Below are 22915 nucleotides of genomic sequence, written 5' to 3' on the forward strand. Positions count from 1 at the left end.
AAATGACTATGCAACGCTACTCGGGCTTCGGCCTCTTCAAACACTCCCTCAGCCATCACGAAAACTGGCAGAAAATGTGGCGCACGCCGACCCCTAAAAAGGTCTATGACGTGGTCATCGTCGGCGGTGGCGGGCATGGTCTGGCGACCGCCTACTACCTGGCCAAGGAACACGGCATCACCAACGTGGCCGTGGTCGAAAAGGGCTGGCTGGGTGGCGGTAACACCGCGCGCAACACCACCATCGTTCGCTCCAACTACCTGTGGGACGAGTCGGCGCACCTGTACGAACACGCAATGAAACTGTGGGAAGGCCTGTCCCAGGACCTGAACTACAACGTGATGTTCTCCCAGCGTGGCGTTTACAACCTGTGCCACACCCTGCAAGACATCCGTGATTCCGAGCGTCGCGTCAGCGCCAACCGCCTCAACGGCGTGGACGGTGAACTGCTCGATGCCAAACAAGTGGCCGACGAGATTCCGTACCTCGACTGCTCGAAAAACACCCGCTACCCGGTGATGGGCGCGACCGTCCAGCGTCGCGGCGGCGTGGCCCGTCACGATGCCGTGGCGTGGGGCTTTGCCCGTGCCGCCGACGCCTTGGGCGTGGACCTGATCCAGCAGACCGAAGTGATCGGTTTCCGCAAGGAAAACGGTGTGTGCATCGGCGTTGAAACCAACAAGGGTTTCATCGGCGCCAAGCGCGTCGGTGTGGTCACCGCCGGTAACTCCGGGCACATGGCCAAACTCGCCGGTTTCCGTCTGCCGATCGAATCCCACCCGCTGCAAGCGCTGGTGTCCGAGCCGATCAAGCCGATTATCGACAGCGTGATCATGTCCAACGCCGTGCACGGTTACATCAGCCAGTCCGACAAGGGCGACCTGGTGATCGGCGCCGGTATCGACGGCTACAACGGCTACGGCCAGCGCGGTTCGTACCCGGTGATCGAACACACGATCCAGGCCATCGTCGAGATGTTCCCGGTCTTGTCCCGCGTACGCATGAACCGTCAGTGGGGCGGCATCGTCGACACCACGCCGGATGCCTGCCCGATCATTTCGAAAACCCCGGTACCGAACATGTTCTTCAACTGCGGTTGGGGCACCGGCGGCTTCAAAGCGACACCTGGCTCGGGCAACGTGTTTGCCGCAAGCCTGGCCAAGGGTGAAATGCACCCATTGGCCGCACCTTTCTCCATCGACCGTTTCCACAACGGTGCGTTGATCGATGAACACGGCGCTGCTGCGGTTGCCCACTAACAAAGGCCCCATGAAAACTACTGCGCTCGGCAATACGGCGTTAAAAACAGGCTCGAAATGCTCACTTAGTAAACTAAGCTCCGCTTTCTCGCCTGTTTTTGCCTTGTCTTGCCTTCGCTCGCTACGTTTTCACGGCGCTTGATAGGAGAAATCCCCATGTTGCATATCTTCTGTCCTCACTGCGGCGAGTTGCGCTCCGAAGAGGAATTTCATGCATCCGGCCAGGCGCACATCCCGCGTCCACTGGACCCGACCACCTGCACCGACGAGGAGTGGGGCGACTACATGTTCTTCCGCGATAACCCTCGCGGTCTGCACCACGAACTGTGGGATCACGTTGCCGGTTGCCGTCAGTACTTCAACGTCACCCGCGACACCGTGACCTACGAGATTCTGGAAACCTACAAGATCGGCACCAAGCCGCAGTTCACCGACAAGACTGAAAGTCCGAAAGCGGCCGCGCAGGCTCTGGGAGCGAAGGTATGAGCCAGATCAATCGCCTGTCCAACGGTGGACGGATCGACCGCAACAAAGTCCTGAGCTTCACCTTCAACGGCCAGAGCTACAAAGGCTTTGAAGGCGACTCGCTGGCCGCAGCCCTGCTGGCCAACGGTGTGGATATCATCGGTCGCAGCTTCAAGTATTCCCGTCCGCGCGGCATCTTCGCTGCCGGCGCCGAAGAGCCGAACGCCGTGCTGCAAATCGGCGCGACCGAAGCTACGCAGATTCCGAACGTGCGCGCCACGCAACAGGCGCTGTACCAGGGCCTGGTCGCCACCAGCACCAACGGTTGGCCGAGCGTGAACAACGACATGATGGGGATTCTCGGCAAGGTCGGCGGCAAGCTGATGCCGCCGGGCTTCTACTACAAAACCTTCATGTACCCGCAATCGTTCTGGATGACTTACGAGAAGTACATTCGTAAGGCCGCCGGTCTTGGCCGCTCGCCGACCGAGAACGATCCGGACACCTACGATTACATGAACCAGCACTGCGACGTGCTGATCGTCGGCGGCGGCCCCGCTGGCCTGGCCGCTGCACTCGCTGCCGCGCGCAGCGGTGCCCGTGTGATCCTCGCTGATGAGCAGGAAGAGTTCGGCGGCAGCCTGCTCGATTCCCGCGAAAGCCTCGACGGCAAGCCTGCTGCCGAATGGATCGCCAGCGTCATCGCCGAGCTCAAGGACACCCCGGACGTGCTGCTGTTGCCGCGCGCCACGGTCAACGGTTACCACGACCATAACTTCCTGACCATTCACGAGCGCCTGACCGATCACCTCGGCGATCGCGCACCGATTGGCCAGGTCCGCCAGCGCATCCACCGGGTTCGCGCCAAGCGTGTCGTTCTCGCGACCGGCGCTCACGAACGTCCACTGGTTTACGGCAACAACGACGTGCCGGGCAACATGCTCGCCGGCGCTGTGTCGACCTACGTACGTCGCTACGGCGTGGCACCGGGCAAAAAACTGGTGCTGTCGACCAACAACGATCACGCCTACCGCGTTGCTCTGGATTGGCTCGACGCCAGCCTGCAAGTGGTGGCCATCGCCGACGCCCGCAGCAACCCGCGTGGCGCACTGGTGGAAGAAGCCCGCGCCAAAGGCATTCGCATCCTCACCGGCAGCGCCGTGATCGAAGCCCGTGGCAGCAAGCACGTGACCGCTGCTCGCGTGGCGGCGATTGATGTGAAAGCTCACGCCGTGACCAGCCCTGGCGAGTGGCTCGATTGCGACATCGTTGCCAGCTCCGGCGGTTACAGCCCGGTGGTTCACCTGGCTTCGCACCTGGGTGGCAAACCGATCTGGCGTGAAGACATTCTCGGTTTCGTACCGGGCGAAGCACCGCAAAAACGCGTGTGCGTCGGTGGCATCAACGGCGTCTACGGCCTTGGCGATTCCCTGGCCGACGGTTTTGAAGGGGGCGCTCGCGCCGCTGCCGAAGCCGGGTTCCAAATGGTCGAAGGCGTACTGCCCAAAGCCCTGAGCCGTCTGGAAGAGCCAACACTGGCGCTGTTCCAGGTGCCGCACGAAAAAACCACCGCACGGGCGCCGAAGCAATTCGTCGACCTGCAAAACGACGTCACCGCTGCCGCCATCGAACTGGCGACCCGCGAAGGTTTCGAGTCGGTTGAACACGTCAAGCGCTACACCGCACTGGGCTTCGGTACGGACCAGGGCAAGCTCGGCAACGTCAACGGCCTGGCCATCGCCGCCCGTTCGCTGAACGTGACCATCCCGCAGATGGGCACCACCATGTTCCGCCCGAACTACACGCCGGTGACTTTTGGCGCCGTGGCCGGTCGTCACTGTGGGCACATCTTCGAACCGGTCCGTCACACCGCGCTGCATCACTGGCACGTGAAAAACGGCGCTGAATTTGAAGATGTCGGTCAGTGGAAACGCCCTTGGTACTTCCCGAAAAACGGTGAAGACATTCACGCCGCCGTGAAACGCGAATGCAAAGCCGTGCGCGACAGCGTCGGCCTGCTGGACGCCTCGACCCTGGGCAAAATCGACATTCAGGGCCCGGATTGCCGTGAGTTCCTCAACCGCATCTACACCAACGCCTGGACCAAGCTCGATGTGGGCAAGGCGCGTTACGGCCTGATGTGCAAAGAGGACGGCATGGTCTTCGACGACGGCGTAACCGCTTGTCTCGCCGACAACCATTTCGTGATGACCACCACCACCGGCGGCGCTGCACGCGTGCTGCAATGGCTGGAAATCTACCACCAGACCGAATGGCCGGAGCTGAAGGTGTACTTCACTTCCGTGACGGATCACTGGGCAACCATGACCCTGTCCGGGCCGAACAGCCGCAAGCTGCTCAGCGACGTCACCGACATCGACCTGAGCAACGAAGCGTTCCCGTTCATGACCTGGAAAGAAGGTCTGGTCGGCGGTGTTCCTGCGCGGGTGTTCCGGATTTCGTTTACCGGTGAGCTGTCCTACGAAGTCAACGTACAAGCCGACTACGCCATGGGCGTGCTCGAGAAAATCGTCGAGGCCGGCAAGCAATACAACCTGACGCCGTACGGCACCGAGACCATGCACATCCTGCGGGCCGAGAAGGGCTTCATCATCGTCGGTCAGGACACTGACGGCTCGATGACCCCGGACGACTTGAACATGGGCTGGTGTGTCGGTCGCACCAAACCGTTCTCGTGGATTGGCCAGCGTGGCATGAACCGCGAAGACTGCGTGCGTGATCAACGCAAACAACTGGTGGGCCTGAAGCCGATCGATCCAGCCAAATGGCTGCCGGAAGGTGCGCAACTGGTGTTCAACACCAAGCAGGCGATCCCGATGACCATGGTCGGTCACGTCACCTCCAGCTACTTGCACAACTCCCTCGGCTATTCGTTTGCCATGGGCGTGGTGAAGGGCGGCTTGAAGCGCATCGGTGAGCGAGTGTTCGCACCGCTGGCCGATGGCAGCGTGATCGAGGCGGAAATCGTTTCTTCGGTGTTCTTCGATCCAAAGGGTGATCGCCAGAACGTGTAACACCACAGTCCCCTGTGGGAGCGGGCTTGCCCGCGATGAACGATAACGCGGTGCCACAGGCAGACCGAGTTGCTCCCATCGCGGGCAAGCCACGCTCCCACAGGAAATTGAATTCAGGAAAGGTGCTTTATGACCGCAGCCAATGTTTACCAACAACGCCCGACCACTGGGGCCAAGGCCGAGTCGTCGCTGCATCACGCAGGCCTGCAAAGCCTGGTGGGCAAGGGTCGTAAAAATGCCGGCGTGACCGTGCGTGAGAAAAAACTCCTCGGCCATCTGACTATTCGTGGTGATGGCCATGACGCCGCGTTTGCCGCTGGCGTACACAAGGCGCTGGGCATCGAACTGCCGGGCGCACTGAGCGTCATCATCAAAGGCGAAACCAGCCTGCAATGGATGGGGCCGGATGAGTGGCTGCTGATCGTCCCGACCGGTGAAGAATTCGCCGCCGAGAAAAAATTGCGTGAAGCGCTGGGTGACCTGCACATCGCAATCACCAACGTCAGCGGCGGCCAGCAGATTCTTGAACTGAGCGGCCCGAACGTACGTCAGGTGCTGATGAAATCCACCAGCTACGACGTGCACCCCAACAGCTTCCCGGTGGGCAAGGCTGTCGGCACCGTGTTCGCCAAGTCGCAACTGGTAATCCGTCATACCGCCGAAGACACCTGGGAACTGCTGATCCGTCGCAGTTTCTCGGATTACTGGTGGTTGTGGTTGCAGGATGCGGCGGCCGAATACGGGCTTAGTGTTCAGGCCTGAAGAACGCTGAACTCCCTGTAGCAGCTGCCGCAGGCTGCGTTCGGCGACGAAGTCGTCGCCATCATTCAGGCACCCTGGTTTCTATTCAGTATCCGGGGTTCAGGTTTTACGACGGCTGCGCCGCCGAACGCAGCCTTCGGCAGCTGCTACACAAGCGGCGTTGCTGCACTTTCGAACAGGAGTCACCGCACTATGAGCCGCGCCCCAGACACATGGATTCTGACCGCCGACTGCCCAAGCATGCTCGGCACCGTGGACGCGGTGACCCGCTTTCTGTTCGAGCAGGGCTGCTACGTCACCGAACACCATTCCTTTGATGACCGGCTCTCGGGCCGTTTTTTCATTCGTGTGGAGTTTCGCCAGCCCGACGGCTTCGATGAACAGTCGTTTCGCGCAGGTCTTGTCGAGCGCGGTGACGCCTTCGGCATGCTCTTCGAGCTGATACCGCCGCACCATCGACCGAAAGTGGTGATCATGGTCTCCAAGGCCGATCACTGCCTCAACGATTTGCTCTATCGCCAACGCATTGGCCAGTTGTCGATGGACGTGGTCGCCGTGGTCTCCAATCACCCGGACCTCAAGCCGCTGGCCGACTGGCACCAGATTCCGTACCACCACTTCCCGCTGGACCCGAACGACAAGCCGTCACAGGAGCGTCAGGTCTGGCAGGTGATCGAAGAGTCCGGCGCCGAACTGGTGATTCTCGCCCGCTACATGCAGGTGTTGTCCCCGGAGCTGTGCCGCAAGCTCGATGGCAAGGCGATCAACATTCATCACTCCCTGCTGCCCGGTTTCAAAGGCGCCAAGCCTTATCACCAGGCCTACAACAAGGGCGTGAAACTGGTCGGCGCGACGGCGCATTACATCAACAACGACCTGGACGAAGGGCCGATCATTGCCCAGGGCGTGGAGGCTGTTGATCACAGTCATTACCCGGAAGATCTGATCGCCAAGGGGCGGGATATCGAAGGGCTGACCCTGGCCCGGGCCGTGGGTTATCACATTGAGCGGCGGGTGTTTTTGAACGCCAATCGCACCGTCGTTCTTTAGATCGCCATCGCGGGCAAGCCCGCTCCCACAGGGTTTGGGTCGTTCACAAACCTTGGGCCCACCCAGATCCACTGTGGGAGCGGGCTTGCCCGCGATGAGGCCAAAACAGACAACGTAAGACAAACAGCAATAACCCGAGCAATCAACGCGCCGCCGACCCATGGCGACGCGACCGCTACATAAAAACAACAGCGAGGTGAAAGCATGTCTGGCAATCGTGGTGTGGTGTATCTCGGCAATGGCAAAGTCGAAATACAGAAAATCGACTATCCAAAAATGCAGGACCCGCGCGGCAGGAAGATTAATCACGCTGTCATCCTGCGTGTGGTGTCCACCAACATCTGTGGTTCCGACCAGCACATGGTGCGCGGCCGTACCACCGCTCAGACCGGTTTGGTGCTGGGCCACGAAATCACTGGCGAAGTCATCGAGAAGGGCAGCGACGTCGAGAACCTGCAAATCGGCGACCTGGTTTCCGTACCGTTCAACGTGGCTTGCGGGCGCTGCCGTTCCTGCAAGGAAATGCACACCGGTGTCTGCCTCAGCGTTAACCCGGCCCGTCCGGGCGGTGCTTATGGTTATGTCGACATGGGCGACTGGACCGGCGGCCAGGCCGAATACGCGATGGTGCCGTATGCCGACTTCAACCTGCTGAAACTCTCGGATCGCGATCGCGCGATGGAAAAAATCCGCGACCTGACTTGCCTCTCAGACATCCTGCCGACCGGTTACCACGGCGCCGTGACGGCCGGTGTCGGCCCAGGCAGCACCGTGTACATCGCCGGTGCCGGCCCGGTCGGCCTGGCCGCGGCGGCTTCTGCTCGCCTGCTGGGTGCTGCGGTGGTAATCATCGGTGACGTCAACACCGTTCGCCTGGCGCATGCCAAGGCTCAAGGTTTTGAAATCGCCGACCTGTCCCTGGACACCCCGCTGCACGAACAAATCGCTGCATTGCTGGGCGAACCGGAAGTGGATTGCGCCGTCGACGCCGTCGGCTTCGAAGCCCGCGGTCATGGCCATGACGGCGTGAAACACGAGGCTCCGGCCACCGTGCTCAACTCGTTGATGGGCGTCGTGCGTGTTGCTGGCAAGATCGGTATTCCGGGCCTGTACGTGACGGAAGATCCGGGCGCTGTCGATGCCGCCGCAAAAATGGGCAGCCTGAGCATCCGCTTCGGTCTGGGCTGGGCCAAATCCCACAGCTTCCACACTGGCCAGACGCCGGTGATGAAGTACAACCGCCAACTGATGCAGGCGATCATGTGGGACCGTATCCACATTGCCGATATCGTCGGTGTTGAAGTCATCAGCCTGGACGACGCGCCACGTGGTTATGGCGAGTTCGATGCGGGCGTGCCGAAGAAATTTGTGATCGATCCGCACAAACTGTTCAGCGCGGCGTAAGCCTCCACGCAAAACAAAACGGCGACCTTCGGGTCGCCGTTTTTTATGGCTGAGATGATCGTTCCCACGCTCTGCGTGGTAACGCCTCCTGTGACGCTCTGCGTCACGCTTTGGGACGCGGAGCGTCCCGGGCTGCATTCCCACGCGGAGCGTGGGAACGATCATTAAAGGGCCGCCAACGCTCCTTGATATAGAACGGGTCCCGTTGGTTGCCCCGTCGGCGAACCACCCTTCGGCTCAAGACTGACCGCCAACGCAATCGGTTTGCCAATCAGCGCCTTCTGCACGTCGCTCAGTTCAACCTTGCCTTTACCGCCCGCCGGAATTACCCCAAGGGAAATCGGCTTGCCATCCGCTGGAATCGCCCACAGCTCCAGACTTCGCCCCGGATCAACCGCTGCCAGCGTCAGCGGCTCAACGTTCAAATAATCCTCATGCGCTTCAACCTTCAGCGCAGGCTGCGCGTCGGCAGTCAGCAGCGTGGCGCTGTAACGCGCACTGTCGCGGTTATAAATCACACCCAACGTCACGGCGATCACCAGCGAGCAAACCGCCGCCGTCACTCGTAACCAGCTCCAGAACTGACGTTTTTCCGGCATGTGCAGCACTTGCGGCTCAATCCGCGCCGTAATTCCCTGCCATACCCGATCTGGCACCGGCTGCTCGGGCAGCGCTTCGGTCAAACTGGCCAGGCTTTCCTGCCACTGCGCTAATTCCGCACGAAGCGCCGCGTCTTCCAGCAACAGCTGTTCGAAACGCCGACGAGCGGCAGAGGGCATCAAGCCAATGGCGTAATCGGCGGCGAGGGCGCGGCGCAGGGTCGGGGTTTGATAGTTCATGATTCAAGGCACCTGCGCAGTCGCTCCATACCGCGGCGGATCCAGGATTTCACCGAGCCCAACGGCGCGGCCAGGTGTTCGGCGAGCTCAGAGCAGGACAACCCCTGAAAGTAAGCCACGGTGATCGATTGACGCTGCATGCCGTCGAGGCTTTCCAGGCAGCGGTTCAAGGCGTTGGCCTCACGGGCACTGCTGAGTTGTTCGTGGGCCGATGGGCTTTCATCCACCAGCGCCTGTTCTTCAAGGTCACTCAACGGCCGGTCGCGGTGTTTGCGCAACTGATCGATCGCCTGATGACGGGTGATGTTGATCATCCAGGTCAGCGGTGCCGACAGATGCGCCTCGTAGCGCGAGGCGTTGTTCCAGATGCGCACGAAGCTTTCCTGCAGCACTTCTTCAGCTAGATCCGGCCGCCCCATGAAACGCAGCGCTACGCCATGCAGCCGTGGGCCGACGCTGCGGTAAAGCGTCTCGAAAGCGCGGCGGTCACCCAGTGAACACTGGGCCAACAACTGCCTGAGCTGATCGGCGTCGGCGGTGGAAATAGCAGTTCTCCAGACAGTCGAGGGTGCGGTGGTGGGCTGCGTGCGGGGCCGGTTGCAGGCAGAGGTTAGTTCACTGCGTGCGGTTGTTCCATTCACGGCCGGACACCTCGAAAAGACCCGCCGACCCCGATGGACGGGGTCGGCGGTATGGCTCAGCTTTTCGGCATCAGCACTTTGTCGATGACCTGAATCACGCCGTTGGACTGGTATACGTCGTAGGTGGTGATGTCGGCGACGTCACCTTTTTCATCCTTGATGGTGATGTTGTGCGGGCCGTTCATCGTCGCCCAGAGCTTGCCGCCGGCAACGGTGGTGAGCTCGGTCTTGCCGCCGCCGGCCTTGATCTTCTCGGCGAGGGTCTTCATGTCGAGCGTGCCGGCGACCACGTGGTAGGTCAGGAGTTTGCTCAACGCGGCTTTGTTTTCAGGTTTGAGCAACGTATCGACTGTCCCTGCGGGCAGGGCCGTGAACGCCGAGTTGACCGGGGCGAACACGGTAAACGGACCTTTGCCTTTGAGGGTCTCCACTAAGCCTGCGGCTTTCACGGCGGCGACCAGGGTGGTGTGGTCGGCGGAGTTCACCGCGTTATCGATGATGTCCTTGCTCTGCATCATGCTTTGGCCGCCGACGATAACAGAGTGGCTCGTGTCTGCCGCTTGCACGGTGTTCAGGACGAGTCCGCCACCAAGGGCCAGGGTCAGCAGGCTGGCAATCAACGGCGTTTTGATCGATGTGTGTTTCATGGTGATGATCCTCGTGAAGGGAATCGGCCAGGATTGTCTGTCCGTGCTTGATATACGCGGGCGGGGCCAGACTGGATGCAGCGCCGGTGCATTCTTTTTCGACTGTTCGTCAGGGGATCGCCAAGGCTTGGAACAATCCCCCGGGATGCCAGTCCAAACCACAGTTTTTCGCCGCCCATTGCCGGGTGGTTTTCATGGCACATGAGGATGTCTGGATGAAGATTTCACGCGGTTTTGCACTGGCTTCGCTGATGTGTCTGGCGGCCAGTCCGGTCTTTGCTCAGTTCAGCCTGTTCGATGCGGCCAATGCCCTCTCCGGCACGCAGGCCGATGACGCCGCCGCGTCCGCGCCGACTGCGACGACCGCGCAGACGGCCGGTCTGCTGAGTGCCCTCAGCCAGTTAAACGTGACGCCAGAACAAGCCATTGGCGGTGCCGGGGCGATGCTCGGTCTGGCGAAGAATCAATTGAGTTCGATCGACTACTCGGAGTTGTCCAAAAGCGTGCCCGGAATCGACTTACTGTCCGGTGGCGGTGAACTGGGTGTCCTCAGCGGCTTGCTTGGCTCGTCCGGTCAAGCGGCAGGTCTGGGCAACGTCTTGGGCAACGTGAATAACACCAACGACCTGAACAGTGCCTTCAGCGCGTTGGGCATGGACACTGGCATGATCGGCCTGTTTGCCCCCGTGCTTCTGCAATTTTTTGGTCAGCAGGGCGTCGGCGGGTCGCTGCTGACAAACCTGGGCGGGATCTGGGGCGCAGGCACCGGTACCTGATTCAGCGGCGTTCGGCGCGCAAGGCGTCGATGCGCTGGTCCTTTTCGATCCAGAGCTGGTTGACCCAGTTCTGGATGGTTTCGCGAAACAGCGGATCGTTTTCGTAATCACCCTGCCACAACGCCGGGTCGAGTTCGCGGGTCTTGATGTCGATGATGACCCTCGGCACGCCACCGCTGATCAAATCCCAGAACCCCGGAATCGTCGGTTGCGGGTACACCACCGTCACATCCAGGATGGCGTCCAGCTGTTCACCCATCGCTGCCAGCACAAACGCCACCCCGCCGGCCTTGGGGCGCAGCAGGTGAGTGACGGGTGATGGCTGCTGGGCACTTTTTGCTGCGGTATAGCGAGTGCCTTCCAGGTAATTGACCACTGTCACCGGCTGACGCTTGTACAACTCGCATGCCGCTTTGGTGATCTCCAGATCCTTGCCGGCCAGTTCCGGATGCTTGGCCAGGAAGGCCTTGGTGTAGCGCTTCATGAACGGATAATCCAGCGCCCACCACGCCAACCCCAGGAACGGCACCCAGATCAGCTCTTTCTTGAGGAAGAATTTGAAGAACGGCGTGCGGCGATTCAGTGTCTGGATCAATGCCGGGATATCGACCCAGGATTGATGATTGCTGATCACCAGGTAAGAGGTGTCGATGCGCAGGTCATTGCCGCCCCGAATGTCCCATTGCGTGGGGATGCACAGGCGAAAGATCAGCTTGTCGATTTCGGCCCAGGTTTCGGCAATCCACATCACCACCCAGGAGGCGTAATCGCGAAAGCGTCCGGACAGGACCAGTTTGAGCAGGGCAAACACCATCATCGGTCCGATCAGGACCAAGGTGTTGAGCAACAGCAGCAGGGTAACGAAACAGCCGGTGAGCAGGCGGCGCATAAGTAACTCTTGGAATCCTTTGGGCGCGCCATGATAAGCAGCTTCGGGCGACAGGCCAAATCGGCGGTGACGAATGTTTCACGATTGGCCCGATATGCTTGAGCGAAATTGGATCTGCCAAGCTGTTGTGCTGATTGATCCGGCCCCATCGCGAGCAAGCTCGGCTCCCACAAGGTTTCGTTGCGTACCCCCAATCCACTGTAGGAGCCGAGCTTGCTCGCGATGCGATCTCAGGAACGAACGAATTGCTCGCTGACGGTCTAAAATGCCGCTGCCCACTCCTCAAGGAAGCCCATTACGTGAAATCCCTTCTTGCACTGCTTTCCCTTGTGGCCCTGCCAGTCCTGGCCGCCGAGCCGACCCTGTACGGGCGTTACGAATACATCGCGCTGCCGGAAATCGGTGGCGAGGTGCTCAAGGCCAAGATGGACACCGGTGCCCTGACCGCGTCGCTGTCGGCCCGGGACATCGAAACCTTTACCCGTGATGGGGAAGAATGGGTGCGTTTCCGCCTCGCCACCAAGGATGCCAGCAACAAGGTCTACGAACACAAGGTCGCGCGGATCAGCAAAATCAAGACGCGCTCCGAGGAAGAGGACGACACTGACGTGGTCGAGCCCTCCAAGCGCCCGGTGGTCGATCTGGAACTGTGCCTGGGTAACGTCAAGCGCACCGTGGAGGTCAACCTGACTGACCGCAGCAGCTTCAACTACCCTTTGTTGATCGGCGCCAAAGCCTTGCGTGAGTTCGGCGCGGCGGTGAACCCGGCACGCCGTTTTACCGCCGACAAACCCGACTGCTGATTTCAGTTGGTCCGATTGACGTGTCGTGAGCCTTGGGGCACCGTTCGCCCACTTCTTTGCCGGGCCAGGACGCCATGCCTCATATCTTGATTGTCGAAGACGAAGCGGCGATTGCCGACACCCTGATTTTCGCGTTGCAGGGTGAGGGCTTCACCACGACCTGGCTGAGCCTTGGCGCGGCAGCGCTGGACCATCAGCGCGCCACGCCGGCCGATTTGATCATTCTCGACATCGGTTTGCCGGACATCAGCGGCTTTGAGACCTGCAAGCAATTGCGCCGTTTCAGCGATGTGCCGGTGATTTTTCTCAGTGCCCGCGATGCCGAAATCGATCGTGTGGTAGGTCTGGAAATCGGTGCCGACGATTACGTGGTTAAACCGTTCAGCCCACGGGAAGTGGCCGCTCGGGTCCGGGCGATTCTAAAACGCATGGCCCCAAGAGCGGTGGCCGAGGTCCCATCGGCGCTGTTCCGCATCGACAGCGAACGGGTGCAAATCAATTACCGTGGCCAAGCGCTGAGCCTGACCCGCCACGAATTCCGCTTGCTGCAATGCCTGCTGGAACAACCCGAGCGGGTGTTCAGCCGCGAGCAATTGCTGGATGCACTGGGCATCGCCGCCGATGCCGGTTACGAGCGCAGTATCGACAGCCACATCAAGAGCGTGCGCGCCAAATTGCGTCTGGTGCGGGCGGACGCCGAGCCGATCCAGACCCATCGCGGCCTCGGCTACAGCTACAGCCCGGGGCACAGCTGATGCCGCTGGGAATCCGGATTTTCCTGGTCTACGTGCTGTTCATCGGCCTGACCGGTTATTTCGTGCTCAACACCGTGATGGAGGAAATCCGCCCCGGTGTGCGCCAGTCCACCGAAGAAACCCTGGTCGACACCGCCAACCTGATGGCCGAAATCCTGCGCGATGACTTCAAGGCCGGCACCCTCAACCAGAATCGCTGGCCGCAGCTGCTCAAGGCGTACGGCGAGCGGCAGCCGAAGGCGAGCATCTGGGGCTTGCCGAAAACTCAGGTCAACCATCGCATCTACGTCACCGATGCCAAGGGCATTGTGGTGCTGGACTCCAGCGGCATGGCGGTGGGGCAGGATTACTCACGCTGGAACGATGTCTACCTGACCCTGCGCGGCGAGTACGGCGCACGCTCCACGCGCAGTGATCCGAACGATGCAACCTCCTCGGTGATGCACGTCGGCGCGCCGATCCGCGACAACGGCCAGATCATCGGCGTAGTCACCGTGGCCAAGCCCAACAGTTCGTTGCAGCCTTATGTCGATCGTACCGAGCGACGATTGCTGGCCTATGGCGCCGGGCTGATCGGTCTCGGCCTGGTGTTTGGTGCGTTGTTGTCGTGGTGGTTGAGCGCAGCGTTGCGACGGTTGACGGCTTATGCACAAGCGGTGAGTGAAGGCCGACGGGTCGAGGTTCCACACTATCGCGGCGGTGAACTGGAGCAACTGGCGACAGCGGTGGAACAGATGCGCACGCAGCTCGAAGGCAAAGCCTATGTCGAGCGTTATGTGCACACCCTGACTCATGAGTTGAAGAGCCCGTTGGCGGCGATTCGCGGTGCGGCGGAATTGCTGCAAGGTGAAATGCCATTGGCCCAGCAGCAGCGGTTCGTCAGCAATATCGACAGTGAAAGTGTGCGGATGCAGCAGTTGATTGAACGGCTGTTGAACCTGGCTCAGGTCGAGCAGCGTCAGGGGCTGGAAGAGCGTGTAGAGGTGTCGCTGGCCGGGTTGGTGGATGAATTGTTGAAGGCCCAGGCGGCGCGGATCGAAGGCAAGCAGTTGCGGGTGGAGCAACGGATTCCGGCTGGTCTTGCTTTGACTGGCGAGCCGTTTTTGTTGCGCCAGGCATTGGCCAATTTGCTGGAGAACGCACTGGATTTCACCCCGGCCAAGGGGCTGCTGCGATTCAGTGCCGAGCCGGTTGGAGAGCAGATCGAGTTCAAACTGTTCAACCAGGCCGAGGCGATTCCCGACTATGCGTTGCCGAGGTTGAGTGAGCGGTTCTACTCATTGCCGCGCCCGGACAGCGGGCGCAAGAGCACCGGGCTCGGTCTCAATTTTGTCGAAGAAGTGGTCAAGTTGCATGGCGGGTCGTTGAGCATCGGCAATGTCGACGGTGGGGTTGAAGTGACGTTGCGCATGGCTTAGGGCCGACCCAGTCTCCACATAATCTCCACATTCCCCTCATAAATCCCCCACACAGCCATCCCAGACTCTCCCCATCCAAACAGGGAGAGTCCCATGAACCGAAGCCTGACCCTAAAACTGGGGGCGATTGCCCTTCTGATTCTGTTGTTACTGATCCCGCTCTTGATGATCAACGGCGTGATTCAGGACCGCCAGCAACTGCGCGACGGTGTGCTCGAAGACATCGCCCGCAGTTCCAGCACCAGCCAACAACTGAGCGGGCCGTTGATGGTGGTGCCCTATCGCAAAGTGGTGCGCACCTGGAAGCTCAACCAGAAAACCAACCAACGTTATCAGGAGGTCGGCCTGGAGCGCGGCCGCCTGTATTTCCTCCCGGAGCGTTTCGAGCTTGATGGCCAGATTCAGACTGAATTGCGCTTGCGGGGTATTTACGAGGCGCGCCTGTTCCATGCGGACAACCACATCAGCGGGCATTTTTCGATTCCGGCGCAATTGGGCATCAAGGAAGACTTTGCTGATTATCAGTTCGACCAGCCGTTTTTGGCGGTGGGCATCAGCGACATTCGCGGCATCGAAAACGCCTTGAAACTGGACCTGAACGGCCAGCCTCTGGACTTCGTACCGGGCAGCCAGGTGGGCTGGCTGGGGGAAGGTGTGCACGTGACGCTGCCGGCGCTGGACACAAAACAAGCCTCTGAACTGGCCTTCGGATTCGACCTGCGTTTGCAGGGCACCGGCCAGTTACAGGTCCTTCCGGTCGGGAAAACCAGCCAGGTGTCTTTGACTGCCAACTGGCCCCATCCAAGTTTTATCGGCAATTTTCTGCCGGCCCAGCGTGAGGTGAACGATCAAGGTTTCACCGCCAACTGGCAGACCTCGTTCTTCTCCACCAACTTGCAGGAAGCGCTGAACAGTTGCGTGTCGGGCGGTGGTTGCGAGGCGTACAACGGGCGCAGCTTCGGCGTGAGTTTCATCGACCCGGTGGATCAGTACCTCAAGAGTGATCGTGCGATCAAATATGCCTTGCTGTTCATCGTGCTGACGTTCGCCGGTTTCTTCCTGTTCGAAGTGTTGAAAAGCCTGGCGGTGCACCCGGTGCAATATGCATTGGTCGGCGTGGCATTGGCCTTCTTCTACCTGTTGCTGCTGTCGCTGTCCGAGCACATCGGTTTTGCGCTGGCGTATCTGTTGTCGTCCGCCTGTTGTGTGTTGTTGATCGGGTTCTATGTTTGCCATGTGCTGCGCAGCGTGCGCCATGGCTTGAGTTTTTCGGCGGGGTTGGCGGCGTTGTACGGCGTGCTCTATGTATTGTTGAGTGCCGAGGACTATGCGCTGCTGATGGGCTCGTTGTTGCTGTTCGGGTTGCTGGGCGTGTTCATGGTGCTGACCCGCAAGCTGGACTGGTACGGGATCGGTCAGAAGACGGCCAAGCCACTGGAGTTTGACTTGGGGGCGGTGCAATGAGCCGGTCGATCGGGTTACGGGAGGATCAGCGGGAAGGGGCGGTGTTGGCGACGCTGATTTTTGAGCTGTTTCCATTAGATCAGGTGTGGTGCCATCGTCGGAACGCCGCCCGGAGCCGGCTCACTCCTACAAGGGATCTTCAGGGAGCAAAGATCAAACTGTAGGAGCGACGGTGCGACGATTCGACCTGCTCGCGATGAGGCCGGACCAGTCAGCGAAGATCTAAACCTTGGGCATCGTCGCGATCATCGAAGGCCGCTGGCTCACTTCGAAATACCACGCCGCCAATTGCGGGTTCGCCTCGCGCCATTCCAGGTCCGGATGGCGCAAGTCGATGTAGCCCAGCGCACAGGCAACGCTGATCGCCGCGACGTCGAAATGGCAGGTCAGCTCGGCAATCGCGTCTTTTTCCAGCAGCGCCAATGCGCGACGAATCTTGTCGCGCTGGGCATCCAGCCACTCGTCCCAGTGTTTCTCCGGGGCGCGCAGGACCAGTTCATAACGCACCATCACCGAGGCGTCCATGATCCCGTCGGCCAGGGAGGCCAGGGTCAGGCGCCGCCAGCGGGCCGAACCTTCGCGCGGGATCAGCGGGTTGCCGACGTGTTGGTGATCGAGGTAATCGAGGATCACCCGGCTGTCATGGATGATGTTGCCGTCGGCCAGGCGCAGGGCCGGGATTTTGCCCAGCGGGTTGTCTTCGTTGAGCGTCAGGTCCGGGTTGACGGGCGTGAGCACGCAATCTTGCAGTGCCACGCGACCGGTCTGACCGGTTTCGTGCAGCAGCACCATGACTTTACGAACGAAGGGCGATAAAGCGTTGTGGTACAGGGTCATGCTGGGGGCGGACATGGCAACGTCTCGGTCTGGGTCAGTGTCGGCCAGCATAGCGCGTTGTTGCGTGAGCTCAAGATGGGAGCGGATTCGCTCCCATAAAAGCTCAGCGGCGTTGCAACAGGCCACGCAGCGCGAGAAAAGCGGGAACGCCCAGGCCGAGCCAGCTCAAGGCGTCCCACACGCCATCGCCCAGCAACGCGGCGAACAGCCCGGCCGCGCTGAGCAGGGCGATGACCGTCGGCGTGCCGAAGACTTTCCAGAAGTTTGATTGCCTGGGCTTCATGCGTTCACCTGCTCGCGTTCGAGAGCGGGTTTTACCGCTTTGCGCCGCACCACCCACAGGTAAACCCCGCTGCCGAGCACGATGATGGTCAGCACATCGAGGGTCGCCCAGAGGATCTTCATCGGCATGCCGCCGTAATCGCCGAAATGCAGGGGTTGTGACATGCCCATGGCGTCCATGTACCACGGCCGTTCCGCCACGGCGGTGACTTGCAGGGTGGTCGCGTCGATCAGCACCGGTGTCAGCAGGTGCGACGTCAGGTGCGTGCTGCCTTTCATGAACACCGCGTAATGGTGTTCGCTGGAAAACCGCGTGCCGGGGAAGGCGATGAAGTCTGGCGCCATGCCCGGTGCAACTTCCTCGGCAATGTCGAGCAGGCGAGTCGCCGGCGCGAGGTGCGTCAGCGGTGGAGCGTCGCGGTACGGGGCGACCATCGCGTTGAGGCTGTCGTTGCGCCAGGCGGCAATCAGCAGGTCGGCACAGGCGCTGATAACGCCCGTCACACCGACGACCAACGCCCAGGTCAGCGTGACCACACCGATCAAATTGTGCAGATCAAGCCAGCGCAGACGAGTGGATTTGTCCTGGCGCACGGTGGCGAACGTCAAGCGACGCATGAACGGCAAATAGAGCACCGTTCCGGAGATGATGGCGACCACAAACATCAGGCCCATGAACGCCAGCAGCAACTTGCCCGGCAGGCCGGCAAACATGTCCACGTGCAGGCGCAGCATCACCATCATGAAGCCGCCGTTGGCCGATGGCGTCTCCAGGGCTTCACCCGTGCGTGCGTCGAGCATGAAGGTGTGCGACGAGTTCGGCTCGGTGCCCGCGGTGGCTGCCATGATGGTCAGCACGGCGTTGGGTTCATCGTCCTCGAAACCGAAATACTGCAACACCTCGCCGGGGCGATGTTTTTCGGCGGCATGAACCAACTGCTGCAGATTCAGGTGCGGGGTGTCCGCCGGCATTTCTTTCAGCTCAGGGGCATCGCCCAGCAAGTGGTCGATCTCGTGGTGGAAGATCAACGGCAAGCCGGTCAGCGCGAGCATCAGCAGGAAGACTGTGCAGATCAGGCTGGTCCAGGTGTGGACAGCCGACCAGCGACGAATTGTTTTACTTTTCATTTCCAGACCTCCAGAAATACCAAAGCCGTCCTGAAGAGGACGGCCTGGCCGTGGGGCATGTCAGGTCAGACGATTACCACTTGTAAGTTGCACTGGCGACGACGCTGCGCTGGTCGCCGTAGTAGCAGTAGAAACTGTCGCACGTGGAGATGTAGTCCTTGTTGAACAGGTTGGTGGCGTTCAGTTGCAGGGACGCGCCTTTGAGGGTGTTGTCCAGGCGGCCGAGGTCGTAATGAACCGCGGCATCGAACACGGTGTAGGCGTCAGCCTTGCCCAGTTCGGTGTTGGCCTGGTCGCCGTAGGTGTTGCCGGTGTAGCGAACACCGCCACCCACGCCGAAACCGTCCAGCACGCCGTTGTGCCAGGTGTAATCAGTCCACAGCGACGCCTGTTGGTTAGGCATCAGTTGCAGGCGATTGCCCTTGAAGTCGCCATCTTGAACTTCAGATTTGGCCAGGGTGTACGCGGCAATCAACTTGAGGTTTTCGGTCACGTCGGAAACCGCTTCCAGCTCCAGGCCTTTGACTTTGACTTCACCGGTCTGGCTGGTGATCGGCGTACCGGCAACCGTGGTGGTGACCGAGACGTTTTTCTGGGTCAGGTCGTAGATCGCAGCGGTCAACAAGGTGTTGCTGCCCGGTGGTTGGTACTTGATGCCCAGTTCCCACTGTTTGCCTTCGGTGGGTTTGAACGATTCGGTGGACGAGGCCGCAGCACCAGTCGTTGGCTGGAAGGATTCGGCGTACGACAGGTAGGGCACGAAGCCCGAGTCGAACACATAGCTGATCGCTGCGTTGCCGCTGAAGTTCTTGTCGCGCTCGGTGTTGGTGGCGTCGCCCTTGTTGAAGAACTTGGTGCCGGTGTGGACCCAGTCCTCACGTCCGCCGAGGGTCAGGCGCCATTGGTCGAGGGCCATTTGATCCTGCACGTAGGCGCCGGTCTGGTAGGTCTTCTGATCGTAATCGTAGAACGCGGTGGAGCGGTCCGGACGCTGGATCGGCAGGCCATGGATCGGGTTGTTGACGTTGATCGGCGGCGCGCTGCCGAAGATCGAGAGGTAGTTGGTGTTGCTGCGCTGGTGATCGAGGCCCAGCAGTACGGTGTGACGCACGTCGCCGGTGGCGAAGTCGGCCTGGAAGTTGTTATCCACGGCGAACTGGCTGATGTCTTCGTCGACACTGGTGGTGGTGCGACCCACATTGCCAGCGTCATCAACCTGGGTGAACGGATACGAGCCAACGGTGACGGCCTGGAACGACAGATCCGTCTTGGTGTAACGCAGGTTCTGCCTGAATTGCCAGACGTCGTTCAAGCGATGCTCGAACGCATAACCCAGCGCGTAGTAGGTGCGGTCGTAATATTCCCAATCCGGATCGCCCAGGTTCTTGTGATGGGAAATGTCGCCGAACGGCATGTCGATTTTAGTGCCTTGCACCGGCAGGAACTGGCTGGTGATGCCGGTATCGTCGCGGGTGAACTGGGTCAGCAAGGTGAACCGGGTGTCGTCGTTGATGTTCCAGGTCAGGCTCGGCGCAATGTTGTAGCGCTTGTTCTCGACGTCGTCGATCTGCGTATCGCTGTCGCGCACCACACCACTGAGGCTGTAGAGAAACTCGCCTTCGTCATCGATCTTGCCGGTGCTGGCAAAGTTGATCTGGCGCTGGTTGTAGTTGCCGTATTGCAACTGGATTTCGTGGCTGTCTTCAGCGGTTGGACGGCGGCTGACCATGTCCAGCAGGCCACCCGGAGGGGTCTGGCCGTAAACCGAGGACGCCGGGCCGCGCAGCAGGGCCAGGCGATCGAGGTTCCAGGTTTCCTGTTTCGGGGTGGCGTACGTGCCTTTAGGCAGTGGCAGGCCATCGAGGAACTGGGTCGGTTCAAAACCACGAACGCGCAGCCAGTCGGCACGGGTGTCGCTGCCGTAGCTGCTGGCGGTGATGCCGGGCAGGTAGCGCACGGCGTCATCGAGATTCTGCACATTGCGATCGTCCATCTGCTCGCGGGTGACGACCGAAATCGAGCGCGGTGCTTCGAGCAGCGAGGTGTCGGTTTTGGTGCCGGCGGCGGTGCGAGTCGCCAGGTAGCCGTCTACCGGGCCCCAGGCGCTTTCGGTGTTTTGCGTGCCGATGACGGCAGTTTCCGGCAAAGCCAATGTGCCCTCGGGCGTGGCGACCAGGCTGTAGGTGCCGGCGCTGCTTTGTTCCAGTTGCAGGCCGGTGCCGCGCAAGGCTTCACGCAAGGCAGCGGGAGCGTCGAACTGGCCCTTCACCGGTGCCGAGGTCTTGCCTGCCGCCAGCGATGGGTTCAACGACAGCGCCAGACCGGCCTGACTGGCGATCTGATTCAGGGTGCTGGCCAATGGCGCGGCCGGCAGGTTGTAGGCGCGAACGCTGGAGGCCTGTTCAGCAGCGATCAGCTGGGAGCTGGCCAAAGGGCTGCAAAGGGCTATGGCGACGGCCAGCAAGCTGGGGCGCAACAGGGTGTCTAGCAAACGGGACATACAGCGGCTCCTGAATGGAAATATTTCTCAATTGCTTAGGTGCCGCACGAGAATCGAAAAGTGATAGGGCTGGATGAAAATAATTTTGATTCAGCAATTGATCGTTCCCATGCTCTGCGTGGGAATGCCTCAATGGACGCTCCGGATGTGACGCAGAGCATCACGGGCTGCGTTCCCACGCGGGAGCGTGGGAACGATCACGCAGGGGGACCTGGGCGTCAGGGTTTGGCGTCAACCTTCGCCACCGTCACCCACCAGGACGTGTGCTGTTCGATTTGCACCGGCAAGGTCGGGAGCAGGGCGCTCAGGGCTTTGTCGGTATCGTGCAGCGGGAAGCTGCCGGTGATCCGCAGGTCGGCAATTTCGGGTGCAACGCCTAAATGCCCGCGTCGATAACGACCGAGTTCGCGCACCAGATCTTCCAGGCGGGCGTTGTCGACCACCAGCATGCCGCGAGTCCAGGCATCGGCGCCGGGGTTGACGGCGACAATTGGCCCCAGGCCATCGCTGCGCATCAGCACTTGCTGACCTTCGCGCAGAATCTGTTCCTCGGGATTCGATTGCGGATGCGCCGCCACCGCGGACTTCAACACGCTCAGACGCGTGCCTTGTTCCTCGCGCTTGACCAGGAACAGCGTCCCGAGTGCCCGCATGCTGCCTTCGCGGGTTTCGACGATAAACGGCCGGGCATCGCCATGACCGGTCTCGACGAGGATTTCGCCTTCCTGAAGGATGATCCGCCGCTGCTTTTCATCGAAACGGATGTCCACGGCGCTGTGGGTGTTGAGGTTGATCAGTGTGCCGTCGGCCAGGCGCAGGGTGCGTTGCTCGCCGGTGGCGGTGCGCTGGTCGGCCAGCCAGTAGTCGAGGGGCAGATAGCGATCACCGGCAAACAGCGCCAACCCGATCACTGCGACAACGCTGGCCAAGCCGCTACCCAGTTTTCGAACGCGACGACGAATGCTTTCACGCGATTGCAGCAACGCCGCGCGGGCCGGGCCGTTGGCGACGCTGAAGCGCTGGTCGAGCATGCCCAGTTGGCGCCAGGCGCGGGCATGTTCTTCGTGGGCGGCGTGCCACTGGCTGAACGCTTCGCGCTCCACCGGGTTACCGGAGTCCAGCGATAATTGCCAGGCAATCGCTGCATCCAGCACCTGGGCCGAAACGGGTTTGGAACTGACCAGGCTCATACTGGCTCACCGTACAACGCGATGTAGCACTGACGAATCCCCTGGGCCAGGTATTGCCGGACACGCGGCACCGAGACGCCCAATCGCTCGGCGATTTCGGCATGACCGAGGCCGTCGAGGCGGTTATAGAGAAACGCTGCCCGGGCCTTGCTCGACAGCTGACCCAACAGGCGGTCGATGGCTTTAAGGTCTTCGAGAATCATCTGCTGCTCTTCGACCGACGGTTGTTCGCCTTCGGGGATCAGCATCAGTTCGGCCAGGTAGGCCTGCTCCAGGGCAGCGCGGCGGAAATAGTCGAACAACAGGCCTTTGGCAATCGCTACCAGAAACGCCCGCGGCTCGCGGGGCTCTTTGAGCTCATCGCGGCCCAGCAACCGCACAAAGGTGTCCTGGCTCAGGTCTTCGGCACGTTGCGGGCACGCCACGTTGCGTCGCAGCCACGCCAATAGCCAACCGCGATGGTCGCGATACAACGCACCAACGAGCTCACTTTGGGGGCTTTGAATTGAAGACACGCAGCATCACCGATTGGGAAGTGTTAACTAACGAGAATAGTTCGCGATTGTGGCAGAGGCGGGGAAGGTAAGCAATTGGCGCTGGTCGGGTGGGTGATGACCGTATCTATTCGGCACAGCCTTCTGTAGCAGCTGCCGAAGGCTGCGTCCGGTTGCGCAGCCGCCGCCATTCTGCCGGCAAGCTTGATCGGATGTACTGGGCATTGATGTGACGACCGCTGCGCAGTCGGACGCAGCCTTCGGCAGCTGCTACAGA

At 60.7% G+C, this 22915-nt stretch carries 21 protein-coding genes; 11 read left to right on the forward strand and 10 right to left on the reverse strand.

Annotation, left to right across the window (positions count from 1 at the left end; translation table 11 throughout):
* Positions 1-8 precede the first annotated feature (8 nt).
* The 6 genes from BMS17_RS14345 (at position 9) to fdhA (ending at position 7975) form a co-directional block, all read left to right on the forward strand.
* Complete coding sequence (locus BMS17_RS14345; protein ID WP_007947735.1) at positions 9-1259, forward strand: sarcosine oxidase subunit beta; 1251 nt, start codon at positions 9-11, stop codon at positions 1257-1259.
* A gap of 156 nt (positions 1260-1415) precedes the next feature.
* A complete protein-coding gene (locus BMS17_RS14350; protein WP_007947734.1) occupies positions 1416-1745 on the forward strand; it encodes a sarcosine oxidase subunit delta in 330 nt (109 codons plus the stop codon).
* Complete coding sequence (locus BMS17_RS14355; RefSeq protein WP_046029887.1) at positions 1742-4759, forward strand: sarcosine oxidase subunit alpha; 3018 nt, start codon at positions 1742-1744, stop codon at positions 4757-4759. The genes BMS17_RS14350 and BMS17_RS14355 overlap by 4 nt, the downstream gene beginning before the upstream one ends.
* A 129-nt stretch (positions 4760-4888) precedes the next feature.
* Complete coding sequence (locus tag BMS17_RS14360; protein ID WP_046029889.1) at positions 4889-5521, forward strand: sarcosine oxidase subunit gamma; 633 nt, start codon at positions 4889-4891, stop codon at positions 5519-5521.
* Between the two features lie 192 nt (positions 5522-5713).
* Positions 5714-6571: a formyltetrahydrofolate deformylase gene (gene purU, locus BMS17_RS14365; RefSeq protein WP_077431146.1), complete on the forward strand. Its 858-nt coding sequence runs from the start codon at positions 5714-5716 to the stop codon at positions 6569-6571.
* 204 nt (positions 6572-6775) lie between these two features.
* On the forward strand, positions 6776-7975 hold the full coding sequence (gene fdhA, locus BMS17_RS14370; RefSeq protein WP_077431147.1) for a formaldehyde dehydrogenase, glutathione-independent: 1200 nt from the start codon (positions 6776-6778) through the stop codon (positions 7973-7975).
* A 164-nt stretch (positions 7976-8139) separates the two neighbouring features.
* Here fdhA and BMS17_RS14375 read toward each other — a convergent pair whose 3' ends face one another.
* The 3 genes from BMS17_RS14375 to BMS17_RS14385 are packed head-to-tail and all read right to left on the reverse strand — an operon-like array spanning position 8140 to position 10102.
* Positions 8140-8814 (reverse strand): anti-sigma factor domain-containing protein, encoded by a 675-nt coding sequence (locus BMS17_RS14375; RefSeq protein WP_046029892.1) that lies wholly within the window; start codon positions 8812-8814, stop codon positions 8140-8142.
* Positions 8811-9455: an RNA polymerase sigma factor gene (locus tag BMS17_RS14380; protein ID WP_077431148.1), complete on the reverse strand. Its 645-nt coding sequence runs from the start codon at positions 9453-9455 to the stop codon at positions 8811-8813. Before BMS17_RS14380 ends, BMS17_RS14375 begins: the two co-directional genes overlap by 4 nt.
* 56 nt (positions 9456-9511) lie before the next feature.
* Positions 9512-10102, reverse strand: a complete 591-nt coding sequence (locus BMS17_RS14385) for a fasciclin domain-containing protein (RefSeq protein WP_077431149.1) — start codon at positions 10100-10102, stop codon at positions 9512-9514.
* Positions 10103-10317: 215 nt separating this feature from the next.
* On the opposite strand from BMS17_RS14385, the gene BMS17_RS14390 reads away from it, so the two are divergent.
* Positions 10318-10878, forward strand: a complete 561-nt coding sequence (locus tag BMS17_RS14390; RefSeq protein WP_077431150.1) for a DUF2780 domain-containing protein — start codon at positions 10318-10320, stop codon at positions 10876-10878.
* A gap of 1 nt (position 10879) precedes the next feature.
* On the opposite strand, the gene BMS17_RS14395 is transcribed toward BMS17_RS14390, so the two are convergent.
* Entirely contained in the window at positions 10880-11767 is an 888-nt protein-coding gene (locus tag BMS17_RS14395; RefSeq protein ID WP_077431151.1) for an acyltransferase, read from the reverse strand.
* A 299-nt stretch (positions 11768-12066) separates the two neighbouring features.
* On the opposite strand from BMS17_RS14395, the gene BMS17_RS14400 reads away from it, so the two are divergent.
* The 4 genes from BMS17_RS14400 to creD all read left to right on the forward strand — a co-directional run bounded on the left by BMS17_RS14400 (position 12067) and on the right by creD (position 16207).
* Positions 12067-12570: an ATP-dependent zinc protease gene (locus BMS17_RS14400; protein ID WP_046029899.1), complete on the forward strand. Its 504-nt coding sequence runs from the start codon at positions 12067-12069 to the stop codon at positions 12568-12570.
* 74 nt (positions 12571-12644) lie between these two features.
* Positions 12645-13325: a two-component system response regulator CreB gene (creB, locus tag BMS17_RS14405; protein WP_046029900.1), complete on the forward strand. Its 681-nt coding sequence runs from the start codon at positions 12645-12647 to the stop codon at positions 13323-13325.
* Positions 13325-14743, forward strand: coding sequence for a two-component system sensor histidine kinase CreC (creC, locus tag BMS17_RS14410; RefSeq protein WP_077431152.1), 1419 nt, complete (start codon positions 13325-13327; stop codon positions 14741-14743). Before creB ends, creC begins: the two co-directional genes overlap by 1 nt.
* A 93-nt stretch (positions 14744-14836) precedes the next feature.
* Complete coding sequence (gene creD / locus BMS17_RS14415; protein WP_077431153.1) at positions 14837-16207, forward strand: cell envelope integrity protein CreD; 1371 nt, start codon at positions 14837-14839, stop codon at positions 16205-16207.
* Between the two features lie 222 nt (positions 16208-16429).
* Here creD and BMS17_RS14420 read toward each other — a convergent pair whose 3' ends face one another.
* The 6 genes from BMS17_RS14420 to BMS17_RS14445 form a co-directional block, all read right to left on the reverse strand.
* Positions 16430-17059 (reverse strand): glutathione S-transferase family protein, encoded by a 630-nt coding sequence (locus tag BMS17_RS14420; protein WP_046030061.1) that lies wholly within the window; start codon positions 17057-17059, stop codon positions 16430-16432.
* Between the two features lie 88 nt (positions 17060-17147).
* Positions 17148-17327, reverse strand: a complete 180-nt coding sequence (locus tag BMS17_RS14425; RefSeq protein ID WP_046029906.1) for a hypothetical protein — start codon at positions 17325-17327, stop codon at positions 17148-17150.
* Entirely contained in the window at positions 17324-18454 is a 1131-nt protein-coding gene (locus BMS17_RS14430) for a PepSY domain-containing protein (protein ID WP_046029907.1), read from the reverse strand. Before BMS17_RS14430 ends, BMS17_RS14425 begins: the two co-directional genes overlap by 4 nt.
* 73 nt (positions 18455-18527) lie before the next feature.
* The gene (locus BMS17_RS14435) at positions 18528-20954 is read right to left on the reverse strand and encodes a TonB-dependent siderophore receptor (protein WP_046029909.1); all 2427 of its coding nucleotides are present in this window, start codon (positions 20952-20954) and stop codon (positions 18528-18530) included.
* 218 nt (positions 20955-21172) lie between these two features.
* On the reverse strand, positions 21173-22144 hold the full coding sequence (locus tag BMS17_RS14440) for a FecR domain-containing protein (RefSeq protein ID WP_077431154.1): 972 nt from the start codon (positions 22142-22144) through the stop codon (positions 21173-21175).
* Entirely contained in the window at positions 22141-22659 is a 519-nt protein-coding gene (locus tag BMS17_RS14445; protein WP_046029913.1) for an RNA polymerase sigma factor, read from the reverse strand. The genes BMS17_RS14440 and BMS17_RS14445 overlap by 4 nt, the downstream gene beginning before the upstream one ends.
* Positions 22660-22915 lie beyond the last annotated feature (256 nt).

Origin of the sequence: Pseudomonas sp. C9 (genome assembly GCF_002000165.1) — a bacterium.
GTDB lineage: Bacteria > Pseudomonadota > Gammaproteobacteria > Pseudomonadales > Pseudomonadaceae > Aquipseudomonas.